This is a genomic window from Paenibacillus sp. FSL F4-0125 (assembly GCF_038008565.1).
Taxonomy (GTDB): Bacteria; Bacillota; Bacilli; order Paenibacillales; family Paenibacillaceae; genus Paenibacillus_AQ.
Window position 1 is genome coordinate 5,497,694 of sequence record NZ_JBBOZJ010000001.1, and the last position, 15,926, is coordinate 5,513,619.

Annotated in this window: 15 protein-coding genes; 6 read left to right on the plus strand and 9 right to left on the minus strand. The window is 46.4% G+C overall.

Translation table 11 applies throughout. The annotated features are described in order from the left end of the window. Nucleotides 1–387 precede the first annotated feature (387 nt). From NST74_RS24400 to nagA, 5 genes are all read left to right on the plus strand, one after another. Nucleotides 388–1,830: an FTR1 family iron permease gene (locus NST74_RS24400; RefSeq protein WP_341114885.1), complete on the plus strand. Its 1,443-nt coding sequence runs from the start codon at nucleotides 388–390 to the stop codon at nucleotides 1,828–1,830. A gap of 294 nt (nucleotides 1,831–2,124) precedes the next feature. Then, nucleotides 2,125–3,102, plus strand: a complete 978-nt coding sequence (locus NST74_RS24405; protein ID WP_341114886.1) for a LacI family DNA-binding transcriptional regulator — start codon at nucleotides 2,125–2,127, stop codon at nucleotides 3,100–3,102. 233 nt (nucleotides 3,103–3,335) lie between these two features. Next, entirely contained in the window at nucleotides 3,336–4,214 is an 879-nt protein-coding gene (locus NST74_RS24410) for a MurR/RpiR family transcriptional regulator (protein ID WP_042130832.1), read from the plus strand. Further along, nucleotides 4,214–4,942, plus strand: coding sequence for a glucosamine-6-phosphate deaminase (gene nagB / locus NST74_RS24415; RefSeq protein ID WP_042130833.1), 729 nt, complete (start codon nucleotides 4,214–4,216; stop codon nucleotides 4,940–4,942). The genes NST74_RS24410 and nagB overlap by 1 nt, the downstream gene beginning before the upstream one ends. Continuing rightward, nucleotides 4,930–6,120, plus strand: a complete 1,191-nt coding sequence (gene nagA, locus NST74_RS24420) for an N-acetylglucosamine-6-phosphate deacetylase (protein ID WP_339287959.1) — start codon at nucleotides 4,930–4,932, stop codon at nucleotides 6,118–6,120. Before nagB ends, nagA begins: the two co-directional genes overlap by 13 nt. An 82-nt stretch (nucleotides 6,121–6,202) precedes the next feature. Here the strand turns inward: nagA and NST74_RS24425 are convergent, their stop codons facing one another. After that, a complete protein-coding gene (locus NST74_RS24425; protein ID WP_341114887.1) occupies nucleotides 6,203–7,300 on the minus strand; it encodes a YhcN/YlaJ family sporulation lipoprotein in 1,098 nt (365 codons plus the stop codon). Between the two features lie 202 nt (nucleotides 7,301–7,502). On the opposite strand from NST74_RS24425, the gene NST74_RS24430 reads away from it, so the two are divergent. Next, entirely contained in the window at nucleotides 7,503–8,573 is a 1,071-nt protein-coding gene (locus NST74_RS24430) for a glycosyltransferase family 4 protein (protein ID WP_341114889.1), read from the plus strand. Between the two features lie 80 nt (nucleotides 8,574–8,653). Here the strand turns inward: NST74_RS24430 and NST74_RS24435 are convergent, their stop codons facing one another. From NST74_RS24435 to wecB, 8 genes are read right to left on the minus strand one after another with little or no spacing between them, the layout of a single operon-like run. Continuing rightward, on the minus strand, nucleotides 8,654–9,694 hold the full coding sequence (locus NST74_RS24435) for a glycosyltransferase family 4 protein (RefSeq protein ID WP_341114891.1): 1,041 nt from the start codon (nucleotides 9,692–9,694) through the stop codon (nucleotides 8,654–8,656). After that, nucleotides 9,691–10,413, minus strand: coding sequence for a glycosyltransferase (locus NST74_RS24440; protein ID WP_341114892.1), 723 nt, complete (start codon nucleotides 10,411–10,413; stop codon nucleotides 9,691–9,693). The genes NST74_RS24435 and NST74_RS24440 overlap by 4 nt, the downstream gene beginning before the upstream one ends. Before the next feature lie 31 nt (nucleotides 10,414–10,444). After that, the gene (locus NST74_RS24445; protein WP_341114895.1) at nucleotides 10,445–11,020 is read right to left on the minus strand and encodes a class I SAM-dependent methyltransferase; all 576 of its coding nucleotides are present in this window, start codon (nucleotides 11,018–11,020) and stop codon (nucleotides 10,445–10,447) included. 7 nt (nucleotides 11,021–11,027) lie between these two features. Further along, nucleotides 11,028–11,744: a glycosyltransferase gene (locus NST74_RS24450; protein ID WP_341114896.1), complete on the minus strand. Its 717-nt coding sequence runs from the start codon at nucleotides 11,742–11,744 to the stop codon at nucleotides 11,028–11,030. Continuing rightward, nucleotides 11,741–12,724: an NAD-dependent epimerase/dehydratase family protein gene (locus NST74_RS24455; protein ID WP_341114898.1), complete on the minus strand. Its 984-nt coding sequence runs from the start codon at nucleotides 12,722–12,724 to the stop codon at nucleotides 11,741–11,743. The genes NST74_RS24450 and NST74_RS24455 overlap by 4 nt, the downstream gene beginning before the upstream one ends. Further along, complete coding sequence (locus tag NST74_RS24460; RefSeq protein ID WP_042130841.1) at nucleotides 12,721–13,560, minus strand: dTDP-4-dehydrorhamnose reductase family protein; 840 nt, start codon at nucleotides 13,558–13,560, stop codon at nucleotides 12,721–12,723. The genes NST74_RS24455 and NST74_RS24460 overlap by 4 nt, the downstream gene beginning before the upstream one ends. Continuing rightward, on the minus strand, nucleotides 13,557–14,543 hold the full coding sequence (locus NST74_RS24465; protein ID WP_341114899.1) for a polysaccharide biosynthesis protein: 987 nt from the start codon (nucleotides 14,541–14,543) through the stop codon (nucleotides 13,557–13,559). The genes NST74_RS24460 and NST74_RS24465 overlap by 4 nt, the downstream gene beginning before the upstream one ends. Continuing rightward, nucleotides 14,533–15,627 (minus strand): non-hydrolyzing UDP-N-acetylglucosamine 2-epimerase, encoded by a 1,095-nt coding sequence (gene wecB / locus NST74_RS24470; RefSeq protein WP_341114901.1) that lies wholly within the window; start codon nucleotides 15,625–15,627, stop codon nucleotides 14,533–14,535. The genes NST74_RS24465 and wecB overlap by 11 nt, the downstream gene beginning before the upstream one ends. Nucleotides 15,628–15,926 lie beyond the last annotated feature (299 nt).

Sequence of the window (15,926 nt, forward strand, 5' to 3'; positions counted from 1 at the left end):
GTCCATTATTGAAAGGGGATTATCCCGATGTACTCTCTTAATAAACGGCTGCTATCGAAGGCAGCCGTACTGATTCTGTTTAGCATCGTATGTATACTGATGCTATCTAACCCGGCGGCGGGGGCGGAGGGTGATGGCTCGGTCGACGAGTTGCTGCCGCCTGTCGGCAGCGCGCTCGTCGAAGCCGGCCAGAGCCGCTGGGACGCGGCCGCCGCCGATGTAGAAGCGTTCGCTGCGCTGTGGCGCACCGCGAACGCGAACACGCCGGACCCGGCACTCGCCGGTCCGGCTGCCGCCGTTGACGCCGCGCTTGCAGACGCGGCGGCGGCCCTTGCGGCGGGCGATGGTGCGCCCGCCAAAACCGCACTGTCCACGCTTGCAAGATGCGTGGACGCGTATGTCACCGCCGCCTCCGGCACGGACGGCGGTGACACTGGAGCCGCCGGTCGGGAGACGGCGGCGAAGCTGTTGCCCGCGGCAGAGCGCACGCGGGATGCGGTGCGCAGCGCCGACTGGAGCGCGGCGGCGGCAGCGTACCGCGACATCGTCAGCGGATGGAAGCCGGCAGAGCGCAACATCCGGGCCGACAATTCCGCCGTCTACAGCTTGCTGGAGACGAAGATAAGCCTGCTGCGCATCGCGCTGCAGGCAGAGCCGCTCCGCGAGGAGTCGGCGAAATCAGAAGCCGAGGCCTTGTATCAGCTGCTTGCCGATTACAGTGAAGGCAAAGCAATAGATGCTGGAGATACTTCCAGTAAACCAGCATCTATTGAAGGACTGATCGGCCACCTCAATAAAGCTTCTTCCACCGCAAAAGCAGGCAATAGTGCAGAAGCGGCTAATATCATGGAGCAATTCATCGTAGATTGGCCCTCTGCTGAAGGACAAGTGCAGATCGCTTCTCCAGCGGTCTATACCAATATCGAGAACGAAAGCGCAGCGGTCACCGGCTATCTGCTTTCTAATCCGCCTAAGCTAGATCAGGCTTTGAAGATCATGGATAATATGGTCTCTGAGTTGACTCCCTTGGCAGGTGAAACAACCTATAATGCTTGGGATGCTGCACTTATTCTTCTTCGTGAAGGACTAGAGGCAATCCTCGTATTATCTGCCCTTCTTGCTTACCTGAAGCGCGATGGCAACGCCAAAGCACAAAAATGGATTTGGTCTGGCGCAGCTGTAGGACTTGTATCGAGTATCGGATTAGCGGTTCTACTCACCTATACCATTTCCCGCGCTGCATCCGGTGGAGCACGTGAGATGATTGAGGGCATCACGGGTCTTGTTGCCGTCATTATGATGCTTACCATTGGACGCTGGTTGCATAGTAAATCAAATACTGCGAATTGGAACAACTATGTTGGTCGACAAGTGGATGGAGCGTTAGCCAAGGGTAATCTATGGTCATTATCCTCCGTAGCAGCGCTCGCGATTTTACGTGAAGGTGCAGAAACCACTATTTTTTATGTAGGGATGGCGCCTTCCATTAAACTATCTCAGTTGCTGCTAGGAATCGGAAGTGCTCTAGTGATTCTAGGGATTGTAGGATACGCGATTATTGCCTTAAGTGCAAAATTGCCAATTGCCGCCTTCTTCCGTACAGCTACACTTCTTATTTACTATTTAGTGTTCCGCTTTCTTGGAGAAAGCATTCACTCCCTTCAAGTCGCTGGAAAACTTCCCGCACATGTACAGGATGGGTTGCCTTCTATAAGCTGGCTCGGGATGTATCCGACATGGGAAACTTTAGTGCCTCAACTGCTTGTCCTTGCGTTTATTGTGTGGGAAATGTTGCGCAATAGAGCACCAAGAGCTTCTCGAACGGCATAGCATAGCCATAAGAAAAACGGTTGTCATCGTTAAACGATGACAACCGTTTTTCTTAGCATTTAAAAGAAGCTGATCCGATGACCATTACATATAGAAATGAGGTTAGATTTACCGGTCCGTCACGCCCGTTAGGTTACGCCGGTTTAGTCCGGTAATCCCTTGCAAATACAGTCTAATTTATGAAATGGATTCCATAGCAAGCTTTTTTATTTGGGAGGTAATTTACGGACGATATGATAGAATAAAAAGACTATACACTATACACAAGCACCAAAAGGAGGCTGTTGTTCTCGAATGGCTAATATTAAAGAAATCGCCCGTATGGCTGGTGTTTCCGTGACAACGGTCTCGCGAGTACTTAATAATCATCCTTATGTAAGTGAGGCCAAAAGAACCGCAGTCCTAAATACGATTGAAAAGTTAAATTACTCACGTAATATGAACGCCGTTCATCTAATTACCGGTCGTACGCAAGCCATTGCAGTTATTATTCCTTACATAAACTTATTTTATTTCTCTGTGATCATCGAAGGACTAGCCCAAGAGGCACTTTTAGCACAATACCGACTAATTTTATGCCAGACCGATTACCAACCTGATGAAGAAATAAAAGTACTGGAGATGCTACGCAATAAAGAAATTGACGGCGTGGTTATTGTCTCTACAAGCATGAGCTCAGATGTTATTGAAGAATATACAGCATATGGTCCCATCGTGGTCTGCCAAGATAGAGGGAATTGCCAGTTCTCTTCCGTTTATATTGAGCACTATTCCGCTTTTCGAAGCGGTCTTCAATACTTGAATGATAAAGGATACCGCAGGATCGGTTATTGTGAAGGCAGACAACATGGCAGCAGCAGCTCCATCCGGCAAATCGCCTTCCGGGACTTTCTAGACACAACTGGTCAGCCTTATCCTGAAGAGTGGATGATATACGACTGTGTGACGGAAGAGGATGGGGTTCGTGTACTTCACCATCTGCTCCAAATGAAGGAACGGCCTGACGCGCTAATTATATCTGGCGATCATGTTGCGGCTGGTCTAATCATCGAAGCCTGGAAGAATGGTATTCGAATTCCTGAGGATTTGGCCGTCATTGGATTTGACAACCAGCCTATCGGCCGAACGCTGGGTCTGACCACCATAGATAACCAATTGTCTGAAATGGGTACGACAGCTTTTCGGATCATTTATGATCAGATTCAGAATAATGATAGGCTTCCGGTCCACTATAAGCTTGAATATCGCATTATTGAACGTTCAACGGTATAGCTAATTCAGGCGCTGTTCAAAAACGGTCCACTTCGCAGTCATCTGCAAGTGGGCCGTTTTGATTTAAATCTATGAGGCTTTGTGTGATTGCATAATATCCTTTTTGTATTCATTTTTACCCCTTGCATCCGGATAGATTTTGTTTTATTCTGAATATGAAAATAATTTTCTTATTTTAATAAATAATTTTAAAAATAATTTCAATGAGCTACATTAGAAGTCGAGGTGAATGGATGTCCCCAATTTTATATGCACTTGAGCATGAAAAGTCCAAGCTCTCTCAAATGGAGCGGAAGCTGGCAGAACGAATCCTGTCATCACCAGGTGAAATTGTTCATATGGGCATCACAGAACTCGCAGAACAATGCGGTATTAGTCCTGCGACGATCACACGTTTTTGTAAGGTTCTGCATTTCAAGGGTTTTCCAGATTTCAAAGTAAAGCTGGCTGCTGAGATTGCCCATAGCGATGCAGCTCCTCAGGATGGCGGTTCTTCTTATCAAGATATTGTTGCAGGTAATCCACTCTCCGTTATTGTGGAAGCAATGCAAATGAACCATCTGACATCCATTCGGGATACAACTTCACTTCTGGATCTGGAACGACTACAGGAAGCCGTTAATTTATTATGCCAAGCACGGCGAGTGGATCTATATGGAATGGCTACCTCCTCCATAGTCGCTCAGGATTTCTATCAAAAGTTGATCCGTATTGGCGTGAATTGTACTGCTTTCGCCGATTCCCATATGCAGATCACCTCTGCCTCATCGCTATCTGAAGGTGATGTCGTGTTCGCAGTATCGTATTCCGGAGAAACCCCAGAGACCATTGATGCTTTAACATGTGCCAAAGCCAGCGGAGCAAGCACTATTGCTCTAACCTCTTACGGCAGCAGTACCTTGGCCACTCTAGCTGATATCCCACTGTTCTCCTCCTCCTTGGAAAAAGGAATGCGACGAGGCGATATGGCTTCACGTATTGCCCAGTTACACATCATTGATATTTTGTTTACTGGAATGGTCAGCACCCGTTTTGGGGATTTTATTCCTAGACTGGAGCAATCTTATTTGAATGTCCAACATTACCGAAACAAACGAGGAGGTCAATCTTAATGAATATTCTTAAGTTCAATAGTGATGAGGATTTCGTACAAACTGGTGCGAATCTTATCGCCAGTCTGCTTCAAAGCAATCCTAAAGCGGTGCTCGGTCTTGCGACTGGAAGTTCCCCAGTGGGTGTTTATGCTAAATTGGTTGAAATGAACCAAAAGGGGCTTGTAAGCTTCTCGAAAGCCACTTCTTTCAATCTTGATGAGTATATCGGATTGCCTGTCGATCACCCGCAGAGCTATCGCAGCTTCATGAATGAGCAATTATTCAATCATATTGATATTGACCCCGCACAGACACATATCCCTAACGGCAACGCAGCAGATATGGAAGCGGAATGCCTCGCCTACGACAAAATGCTGGAAGAATACGGACCGGTTGACTTGCAGATTCTCGGGATTGGAAGCAACGGCCATATCGGATTCAATGAACCAGATGCTAATCTGAGCAGCAAAACCCATGTCGTTGATTTGCTTGAAGACACACGGGAAGCTAATGCCAGATTCTTCGACTCTTTGGACGATGTACCACGGCAAGCGATAACTATGGGCATCGGCGGCATTCTGAAAGCACGCCAAATTCTTTTGTTAGTACGCGGTGCTGGCAAAGCTGAAGCTATCCGTAATGCCGTTGAAGGTCCGATTACTACCCAATGCCCTGCATCTCTACTGCAGAGCCATCCGAATGTTATCGTCCTTGTAGATGAAGGAGCAGGAAAATGGCTGAAATAAATAAAGAACAAGGTAAATTACTGTTTGGTAAGGTGCTGACTCCCCAAGGATTAATTGAGCGTGGCGTAATTGCCGTATCGAGTGAGCAAATTCATTACGCCGGTGAAGCAACATGGCTTCCAGAAGTTTACGCGCACTGGCCAGCTGATGGTCAAACATCAGAAGACCTGCTCATCCCTGGATTCGTAGATGTTCATGTACATGGTGGGGCTGGCCACGACTTTATGTATAGTGATGCTGAATCTTTAAATGCCATCACTAAATTTCACAGCTCCCAAGGAACTACTACCATGCTGGCTACGACTATGACGGCTTCCAAGCCAGCTATTGACCAGGTATTTACTGAAATAAATGCATATCGCGCCACTGAGATGCCATACACACAAATCGCGGGCATGCATTTGGAAGGGCCGTTCATCAGCCCGAAATGGTCCGGTGCTCAGAATCCTGAGCATATTGTTCTGGCTAATATTGAGTGGCTGGAACAATGGGAGAACGACTATCCGGGCATGATCCGGCAAGTCACATTGGCTCCGGAACGCGAAGGTGCATTAGAGGCTATCCTCTGGCTGCGTAAGCATGGGATTACCGCCGCGCTCGGTCATACGGATGCATCCTTTGAAGAGGTCATCGCTGCAGCAGATGCCGGATTAAATCAAGCGGTGCATATGTTTAACGCGATGACACCGCTACATCACCGCAAGCCTGGTGCTGCTGGTGCTGTAATGTTCGATAAACGCATACGTGCAGAGATCATCGCTGATGGCATACATGTTCATCCTGCAGCCATTTCTCTAGTGGCTAATCTAAAAAAAGATAACAATTTGTTATTAATTACAGATGCCATGTCTGCTACTGGACTTAGCGATGGTGAATATACGATCGGTGATTTACCTGTACTGGTTCAAGATGGCATTGCCACACTTAAAGATAACCCTGCTGCTTTGGCGGGCAGTACACTTACCATGATCCGCGGCTTCCGTTATCTCATACAAGAAGTAGGGCTCAGCCTAGAAGAAGCCTCCCGCGCTGCAAGCCTTACTCCGGCAATATCCATTGGAATGGAACGCTCCATCGGTACCTTGGAACCCGGAAAACGCGGTGATATTCTGCGACTTGATGCTGAATTCAATCTGCAAAGTGTATGGATTGGCGGGCGCCAAATTACCGTCCAATAAGAATGATGTATAATAAAAAAGCAACAATTCTCGCCATAAAGGTGAGGACTGTTGCTTTTTTATTTAAAAATCTAACTATTTATTAATAATTACGAGTCGGGAAAATTCGCTCAACCATCGTTCTGAATTCATCCACAAAACCTTTGATCGGATGACCCGCACGAGCCTCTTCTGCGTAGACATTGACACGATCTACAAAGTCTGGATTTGCTGATACGTATACATCCTTAATGGTTGCATCATGTTTCTTAATTTCAGCAGCGATTTTCGCTTTAATTTCTTTTGTAACTGTATCTGCTGCTTTTGTATGAATAGTGTTATTTGTGTTGTTCATGTGAGTCGAATGAGTACTGTTCATGTGGGTAGAATTACTTCTGTAATTCGTACCATGGGTACTGTTGGTGTAGTTTGGAGTGGTGCTGCGAATGCCCATTCCAGTTCCCAAGCCATCTGTCATCCCGGTGCCGTTTCTAGTACCCATACCCATTACGTTACCAATGCCCATCCCCATATTGACATCATGTTTCGAACCGTTGCTGTTCAGCAGAGGCCCATTATTATAAGTATGGGTTCTAGTTCCGGTTGTTCCATTTCTGTGAGTGCCCACGCCTGTCGTCCCCGTACCCAGAGTCCCCATGCCAAGTGTTCCGTTTCTGGTTGCAGGTCCAGTACTTGTTGTACCAGGAACTGTATTCACAGTACCTCTTAGGGTTCCGTTCGTCCCATTCGTTACCGCCCCTGTATCATTCATTCCATCGCGTCCTATTTTCACTCTTCCAGTACCCGACATGACCCCTGTCGGTCCATAATTGTGAGGTACTGTAGACGATTTTGCTCGATAGGATGTAGTACCTTTAGCCCGCAGACCAGTAGTTGTATCATGTAACGTTACGGCGACATACGCATTTTTACCTGCAAGCATCACGTTCGCTGTGCGAACTTCAGGCATAGCAGCAATACGATCAGCGAGCTCCTGACTGACCTCCATTTTAGTAATATTATGCGTACCCATCGTTCCTCCGCGTACGGAGTTTACACCGATACGTCCGTCATTTACCCCCCGGACACTATTAGTTTGCACATTAGTCTTCTCTGCCGTATTCGTCCCACACCCTGTAATACTCACCAAGCCTAGAAGTAATGCGGCTGAGACTGACATGCTGATCTTGGATCGCATCATGAATTCATCCTCCATCTCTATTGTTGTATGTGTGCAGCGTAACAGTCGTTAGGATGACCTTCCGGCGAACAAGCTATCCTGAAAGGATTTGGAACTGTGCCCGTTTGACCGTCACCTGCCAATGCATATCGGCGTATCTTATAAACAGTAAGCCGTATTTCAACGAGTCGGTAGTGCTCCGCAAAAGTTAGGAGGCGCGTGCATGAAAGTTTTATTCACGTTTTATGTACCGAGTGGCGGGGTGGAGACTTTAAATAAGCTGCGGTGTGAAAGTCTCCAGCGTGATGGGATCGAATGTCATGTTTTATATCTAATGCCTGGTTCAGGAAGCCAGAATAAGGCTAACTTTCCGGTGTTTATTTCCTCTATAGATGAGGAGATTAAAGAAGTACTTGAGACCCATAACTATGATGCCATTATTGTTACATCGGATTATTTATTGCTGAAGCGTCTGCGTGAGCTTGGTTACAGCGGTATTTTGATATACGAATCCCAAGGACTTGGAAAACGTAGTCATGCAAAAGAATTAATCAAAGACGCTGTCCCATATTTCCGCTCCTATTGTAATGCTGTCCTAATTCCACCAACGGATCATTTACTGGAGCTGTTTATTGAAATCTGTCCATGGCTACATCGATATGTCATTCCCAATATTGTTGATGTCCAGTCCTTTCAGCACATCCCTGCCGAGCCTCCGGCTGATCCGGTCATCGCTTGGGTCGGGCGTCTGGAAAGCAATAAAAATTGGCGCGAATATTTGAGAATTGCCCATCAACTTCGCCTTCACAAACCAAACCTTCATTTATGGATGTTTCATGACCCTGAATTAGCCACAGAGGATCAAAAGCAGCCCTTTCAAGAAGAATTGCAAAACTTAGGTCTGAACGACCGTCTAAGTACCTTTACCAATATTCCTAACCATGTAATGCCGATTTATTATTCCTCCATAGCTAATTCTGGAGGGTTTCTGTTATCCACTTCTATTACAGAGGGTTTTGGATATGCTGTTGCAGAAGCCATTTGCTGCACTTGTCCTGTACTTAGTACGGATTCTGACGGTGTTAGATCTTTTATTGTGCATAATATCTCAGGCAAATTTTATCCTCTTGGCAACATCGAAACGGCCGTCAATGAAGGGTTAGAGCTAATGAACAATATGCCACTGCGAAATGCACTCCGCCAGCAAGGAAGGAATTATATGGTTACACGTTACGGTACGGAAAAATATGCGCAGTCATTTCGTGAAATGATGAACTCCTTTGCCATCTTCTAACTTCTAACTTCTAACTGAAAAAGAACCTTCAAACCACTTTATTTGTGGATTTGAAGGTTCTTTTATAATTCTGGGACATACTAAGATGGATTTCTTGATACAATCTCAAACAACACATTTTGAAATATTTGTGTGCTTTTTTCCCAAGTGAAATTCTGTGAAACCTGTTCACCCTTACGAGCTAATCGTTGGCGTAAAGCCGGATCTCTGAGTAAGGTTATAATATCATCTGCGAGCCGATTCTGAAATCGGTAGGACATTAAGCAGTTATGGCCATGCGTGCAATATTCCATATTCCCACCTGAGTAAACCGTAACGAGCGCTGCACCACAACGCATAGCTTCAATCCCTGGCAACGAACCTGTATCATACGTACTCGAACTCACAAAAATGTCGCTCTCACTATAATGGAAACAGAGTTCTGTATCATTCGCTGGAGTCCTTATTTGGTAACGTTCGTCGTTTACCAGGGTTTGCAGCGTCGCAGATTCCGCTTGTTCTCCGGGAGGAGAAATCAAATACAGTTCAACCTCCGGGTGGTAGGCTTTAACCTTGTTTAATTGCTGAAGTAAATAATCCTGCTCACGGTGAGCTGAGAATCCACCCTCTGGCTTGCGCATAATCGCAGAAACTACCAGCCTTTTTTTAGGATCACGGACTTGCATATTTTTAAAGACGGGACCTACCCCGATCGGTACAATTTTCCCTTTAATGCCATGATTCATTTGGACAATTCCTTGTTGCCAGCGTGATAGAACGAGTAGGTTAGTCGCAATATTATATGATGAAAAAGAACGACTATTGTCAGGTAAAAAGGCCGGCTCATAACAAAGCGCCAATCGAACATGAATACCTTTACCCTCTTCACTTGCCCGCTGCGATACTTCAACTGTGGTATAGAAGTTGGAAATAATCACATCTCCTACTGGAAAATCGCTTGCTGCCAGTTCACCTTCTTTTGCATAGAGCAGTTCACATTCCATCTCGTATTCTACAACACCATCGCTGGGTAAAAGAATCATTACTTCATGACCAATCTCTGTCAAACGATTAGCCAATTCCGCTAGCATACGCTGGGCCCCGCCTCTGGTAAGAGTTAGAACAGGAAATATTAACTTCATCTCCCTCTCTCCTTTTGCAACAACCGCGATAGAACCCTGTGATGTTTTGCTTGTACTTGTTCAATCTCCTTTTTCTGCTCCTCTTTGTGAATGACTGAGCCCATCTCATTATGAACTCGGTAATCAAGCAGCGGTTCCTCTATATAAGACCATGTATAATACGGTAAAATACGAAGCCAAAGATCATAATCTTGTGTATATAATAATCTCTCATTAAATTTCCCAACTGCGCGGAAGATACCCATATGAAGAAGGACCGTACTTCCATTCACCGGGCAGCCTAACATCATGGTCTCAATAAACTTTGCCCTGCTGTCAAAAATCATACTTATCGTCTCGGAAATCCGCTCACCCTGCTCGTTTATATAATAATAGGCTGTATAATTAAACGAAGTACCTGTCCTCTTGAGCATTTGCATCTGGTGTTTGATTTTATTCGGATGAAATAAATCATCAGCGCTTAGCCAGGCAAAATAAGTTCCGGTAGCCGCATCTATTCCTTTGTTTAACGCGGAGGCGGTTCCTCCATTGCTTTTTCGTATATAAACAATCTTATCCCTGAAAGGTTCAAGCTTCTCCATCCAAAGCGTAGACCCATCATCAATTACAATGATCTCTATGTTCGAATAGCTTTGTTCCAAAACGCTTTGGATGGCGAGATCCACATATGGACAGTTATAAAAAGGAATGACCACCGACACTTTAGGTTCTTCACTCATGCGCTCACCTCCTTCACCTGAAGCTCAGCCTTTATACTGTTTTGCAAGCCAATAAGGCATCTACCGGAGCATGACCTTCACCAAACGCCTCACGAAACGATGGGTTTTGAGCATGATGAAAACCTTTAAGTACTGTTACAGCATACCCCAGCTCTATAAAGTCCTCTGGCTCCCATCCGCTCCGGTGCTTTTGATAATGTTCTCCTTGCAAGTGATAATGGTCCGTTCCCTCCTGCGGAAAAAAACCCCGAGGTGTAAATACGACTACACGATTATAGGCGATTCTCTCTGCCATCCCGAGTAATCTTTGTCCTTCCTTCCTTTCAAAGTGTTCAATTGAATCGATAAAAGTGACTGCTGAGAACGTCTTTGGAAGGAATAATTTATCCATATGACAAGCATCCCCGTGCACAGGAATAATATGAGGTGCTTTATATTCACGATGCAGCAGGTAAGGTCTGTGAATTTCTAGTCCAAGGACTACTGTGGCTTCATACCGTTCAAGCAGGGTACCGGTGCCACTGCCGATATCCAGTATACTTTCACAGAATTTTAACTGCTCCAATAAGATTGGTAGAAAGTCATTCACTTCAATTTCCCGGTACATAACTTTCTTACCCCCCCATAGAAGAGATCAAGTGCTGGAGCGGAGCCTTGTAACGAGCGTTAGTTGCAGCAGCCTCTGCCATAATGACATCGTAATATTTAAGCGTTCCCATCCCTTCATGATTACGGTAAGCAGTGAGTGACTGATTCAGCATCGCGGGTGCATACCCGTTCAGAATCGCGCGGTACCATAAATCATAGTCATGTGTATAGGGAAGTGATTCATTAAAAAGTCCAATCGCTCCAAACACCTCTCTTTTGAACATCACCGTACAGCCATTAATAGGGTTACCGTGCAGAAAGCAACGTAAATACTCCAACTGATTCGGAAACAGAAGTGCGGCGTTCATCTGAAGTAACTGAGATTGACCGTTAATATAATTGAAGTTGGTATAAGAGATGAACAGGTGGTTCTGCTCCATGAACAGCACCTGATTATTGATTTTGTCACGGTAGAATAAGTCATCTGAGCTGAGCCATGCCACATAATCTCCAGATGCATGCAAGATGCCGTGATTCAGTGCGGAGGCGGTTCCTCCGTTGCTTTTTCCCAAATAATGAATTCGCGGAAAATACGGTCTTATCAGTTCTGAATGAACGGTCGAGCCGTCATCAACGACAATGATCTCGTAAGGCTCCCAAGACTGTGATAGCACACTTTGCAAAGCATGCTCTATATAAGGGCAGTTATAAAAAGGAATCACTACCGATACTTTCGGTCTCATAACATCCGTCCTTCCCAGTTCGCACGGCAATAGTCCAAAATATCTGTTAAGGACTGACTAAACTCAATTTCTGGCTTCCAGCCCAGGGAAGATACGTCTTTCTCCGGTGTTGCAGAAGCATCTGAAGGGATTAGTCTATCCCCCGCCACTCCGTTTTCTAGAATAGAGGGTGCAGCTAGTTCTGGTCCCCAGTCCATTGGAACCGAAGTTGTGGAAAGGCTAATCAGCTGCTCCGAGATATCTCCAAGTTGCCGCTGTATTCCTGAATCAATTCGATAGATGGTTCCATTAGTACCTTCGCGCAATATAAGGTCATAAGCTCTTACAGCATCGCGTACATCCAAAAAATCACGTAAGGCATAGCGAGAGGAAAGTTTAAAGGGAGGGATTTCTTCGCCTGCATACACTTCACTACGAACAATATGCTGTGCCAATAATGAGCAGAAGCCGGTAGAAGGACCGGGACCGATCAGGTTGCAGGGCTCAGCCAGTAGAACGGGCTGTTTAAACAAGGTGCCCCAAGCTAGGGACACCAGCTCTTCTATTGTTTTGCTAAGGCTATATGGATGTGGTGGTCCTGCCACCACACCCGGTTTGAATTTAAGCCGTGAGCCTGCTACAAGAATCCGACTGGCAGGTAAACTTCGCATCGCTTCTAGCAAATATAACGTAGCCATCACATTCGTCTCCATAAAGAGCAAAGGGTTGCGCCAAGACTCGGGCACCGAATTGTTTCCTGCCAAATGAAGGACAGCCTCCGGTGAAGTATCCTTGATCATCTCAGCTACGGCCTTCCGATTGCTTAAATCACAGTGATAAACCTTTACTCCTTCTGGAAACACAGCGGAAGCCAGGACACCCGCTGTTGATGACGGACGTACCACAGCGGTAACCTCAGCGCCTCCTGCCGAGAACAAATGAACAGCATGTCGACCGGTGAATCCGGCCGCCCCGGTGATTAGTAGTTTTTGCCCTTTCATGGGGACATCTCTGACTGTTTCATCCAGTCAGCCAGTTCTTGCAGCATCAGGGGGTACGAAGGCAACGGAAAGTTAACATCCGTTCTTGTATTCACTAATGTACGATCTTGGACATGTTCATCCTCAGGAATGATTTCCACATCCTCTTTATGAAAAGCAGCCTGAATATACTGAAGCAGCTCATATTTGCTCACCGGCTTCGGATGCGCTAAATGGATCAGCCCCGATACCGTGGAATCCAGCAGTGTATCCACTGCTTTGGCTAATTGGAGTGTAGTGACCCCATTCCACATCACCCGGCGGTATCCTGACACTTGACCACTCTGTGACAGGAACCAATCCATCAGACCAATACCGCCTGAACGGATTTCCGGACCAATAATCGACGTACGGATTGTAAGATGTCCAGGTTGCCGCACCTCGCCAAGACTTTTCGAAATCGCATAAGATGACGTGCCATCAGGTACATCCTCTTCTGTGTACCCCCCGCGTGTTCCTTCAAACACGCAGTCGGTACTGATATGAATAAGTCTTGCGTGAACAGCTTCCGCCATTCGCCACAAGTGGTGAGGAAGAAATCCATTCACGTGGTAAGCTCCAATTCTGTCACGTTCTGCGAATTGATTGAGTACCCCCATCGCATTAATGATGCAATGAGGGGAGACGATATCGACCAGCTTCTCTACTCCGGCTATATCGTTCGCATCTACATACAGCCCGCCAAGATCGCTCTTATCCCGGGTTGTATGGAAGACGTGATGCTTGCCCTGGCGGCGAAAATAATCCGCCAGCATATGCCCCGCCATACCGTTTCCACCAAGGATAAGCAGCTTCATTGCAGAAACCCTCCCCGAATCAGGATGCTTTTGATCTCTTCCTGATCCATTAGATTTGTCTCTGAACTGAAGCTATTAAAGGAGACATGAGGATAAGCGCTATAATGCGCCTTTAATTCCGGCATGTTCAGCGTAGGGAGAATTACTAGATACTGTTCATCGTAGACGACAGTGGTTAAGCTTTCGAAATCACTCATCAGAATCTCGTGTATTTTCTCCCCAGGACGAATTCCGGTCTCAACAACACTTACATTGGACTCTCCAGAGGCTTCTATTAACACCTCTGCCAAATCAATAATCCGGCAGGTCGGCATCGTCATAACAAAGATTTCTCCACCTAAGCTAACCTCAGAAGCTTTAAATAACAAGGTTATCGCATCGCGTAATGTGAAAAAGAAGCGGGTCATTTTCATATCAGTAATGCGTACCTGTCCCTTGTCCTTGATCTGCTTCATGAACAAGTGCACTACGCTGCCGTTCGTTCCGAGCACATTACCTCCACGCACGGTTACAAAACGGGTGTTTGAGCCAATTAGGTTGGCGTAGACGAACAATTTTTCCCCAATCGCTTTGGTCATCCCATAGAAGTTCGACGGGTTCGCAGCCTTATCAGTAGAGATGTAAATGGCTTTCTCAACACCATTCACAATGGCAGCTTCAATCACATTCTGGGTACCGACTACATTGGTTTTCAGTGCTTCATAGGGCTGATCTTCACAGACCGGAACATGCTTAAGTGCCGCCAAATGGAAGATGTAATCCACGCCGCGGCAGGCGGCGATCAGCGCATCCTTGTCACGGATATCGCCAATGATAAAACTGAGACGGTGATCCTCGAACTCCCGGCTCATTGCCACTTGTGCAGATTCACTGCGGGAGAATACGATGATTTCCTTAGGATTTTGAGGCAGAAGTTGCCTAATCAGTTCATGCCCCCAGGAACCGGTGCCGCCTGTGACCACAATCCGTTTATTATTGAACATGCAGGTTCCCTCCAAGCAAAAATTTAACTACCTTTACCGAAACATCCGGAGTCAAGTAACCTTCCGGAGCCACCCAATCCCGGCGAAGCGCCGTCATCAGCTTGACGCTGCGCAGAATACTGTTCTGATCTACACCTGACACCACATTACTTCCGCAATCCACCGTTTCTGGACGCTCCGTTGTTCTGCGAATCGTCACGGTTGGTACTTTCATCAAGCAGCATTCCTCCTGTACGGTCCCGCTGTCAGTGATGGCACACAAGGCATGCTGTTCCAAATAAACAAAATCAAAAAATCCGAAGGGCTCATGAAATTCAACGAGAGGGTTCATTGGAAGAGAGAATTGCTCGGATAGTTTGGAGCGAGTGCGAGGATGAATGCTGCATATTAAACGAATTCCAAAATGCTCAGCCACAGCGTTAAGACCTGACATAATTTGTACAAGGGACTCTGGATCATCTACATTCTCTGCACGGTGTGCTGTTACAAGGAAATACTGCCCTGAGGTAAGCTTCAGCTGCTCCAGAATGCTGCTAGACTGGATCCTTGCTTCAAAATGAGTCATGACCTCATGAATCGGATTTCCTGTTAACACAATACGTCTGCTAGGGAAGCCTTCGCTAATTAGATGTCTTTTGCTCTGCTGTGTATATGGCATATTAATGGTTGAAACGGCATCTATGACACGGCGGTTTTTCTCTTCGGGCACTTTTAGGTCATAGCAGCGGTTCCCCGCTTCCATATGCACCACCGGAATACCCATTCGTTCCGCCAAAATCGCGCATAATGCGCTATTCGTATCCCCCAGAAGCAAGACACGGTCTGGCTGTTCTTTCTGTAAAATGCTTTCTAGCCCTCCGAACATAGCGGCAAGCTGGCCGCCGAGTCCTGCTTGCTTATCCTGCAGCACATAATCCGGCGCTCGCAGTCCCAGCTCCGCAAAGAAAATGCCACTGAGACTGGCGGTGAAGTTCTGGCCGGTATGCACCAGAATGTGCCGCTCAGCATGTTCGTCGAGAAGCGGAATGATAACACTGAGGCGGATGATTTCAGGCCTCGTGCCCAAAATCGTCATGATCTTCATGAGTTCACTCCCCTGCCTGTTTGATGATGGTCTATCTTGGCTCAGTCGGGTGGACTGAGTGTGAAAAGGCTCTAATCTGGACTCGGATAATCTACGAGATTTTTACTGTTTATTGCGCGTTTCCGGTCGGATTCGCGGCAATCTGGGGGATTTTTACACCTCTTTTCGCTCATTCGGCTGAATTCGCGGCAATTTGATGGATTTTTACCCCTCTTTTTGCTCATTCGGCTGAATTCGCGGCAATTTGATGGATTTTTACCCCTCTTTTTGCTCATTCAGCCGGATTCGCGGCAATCTGG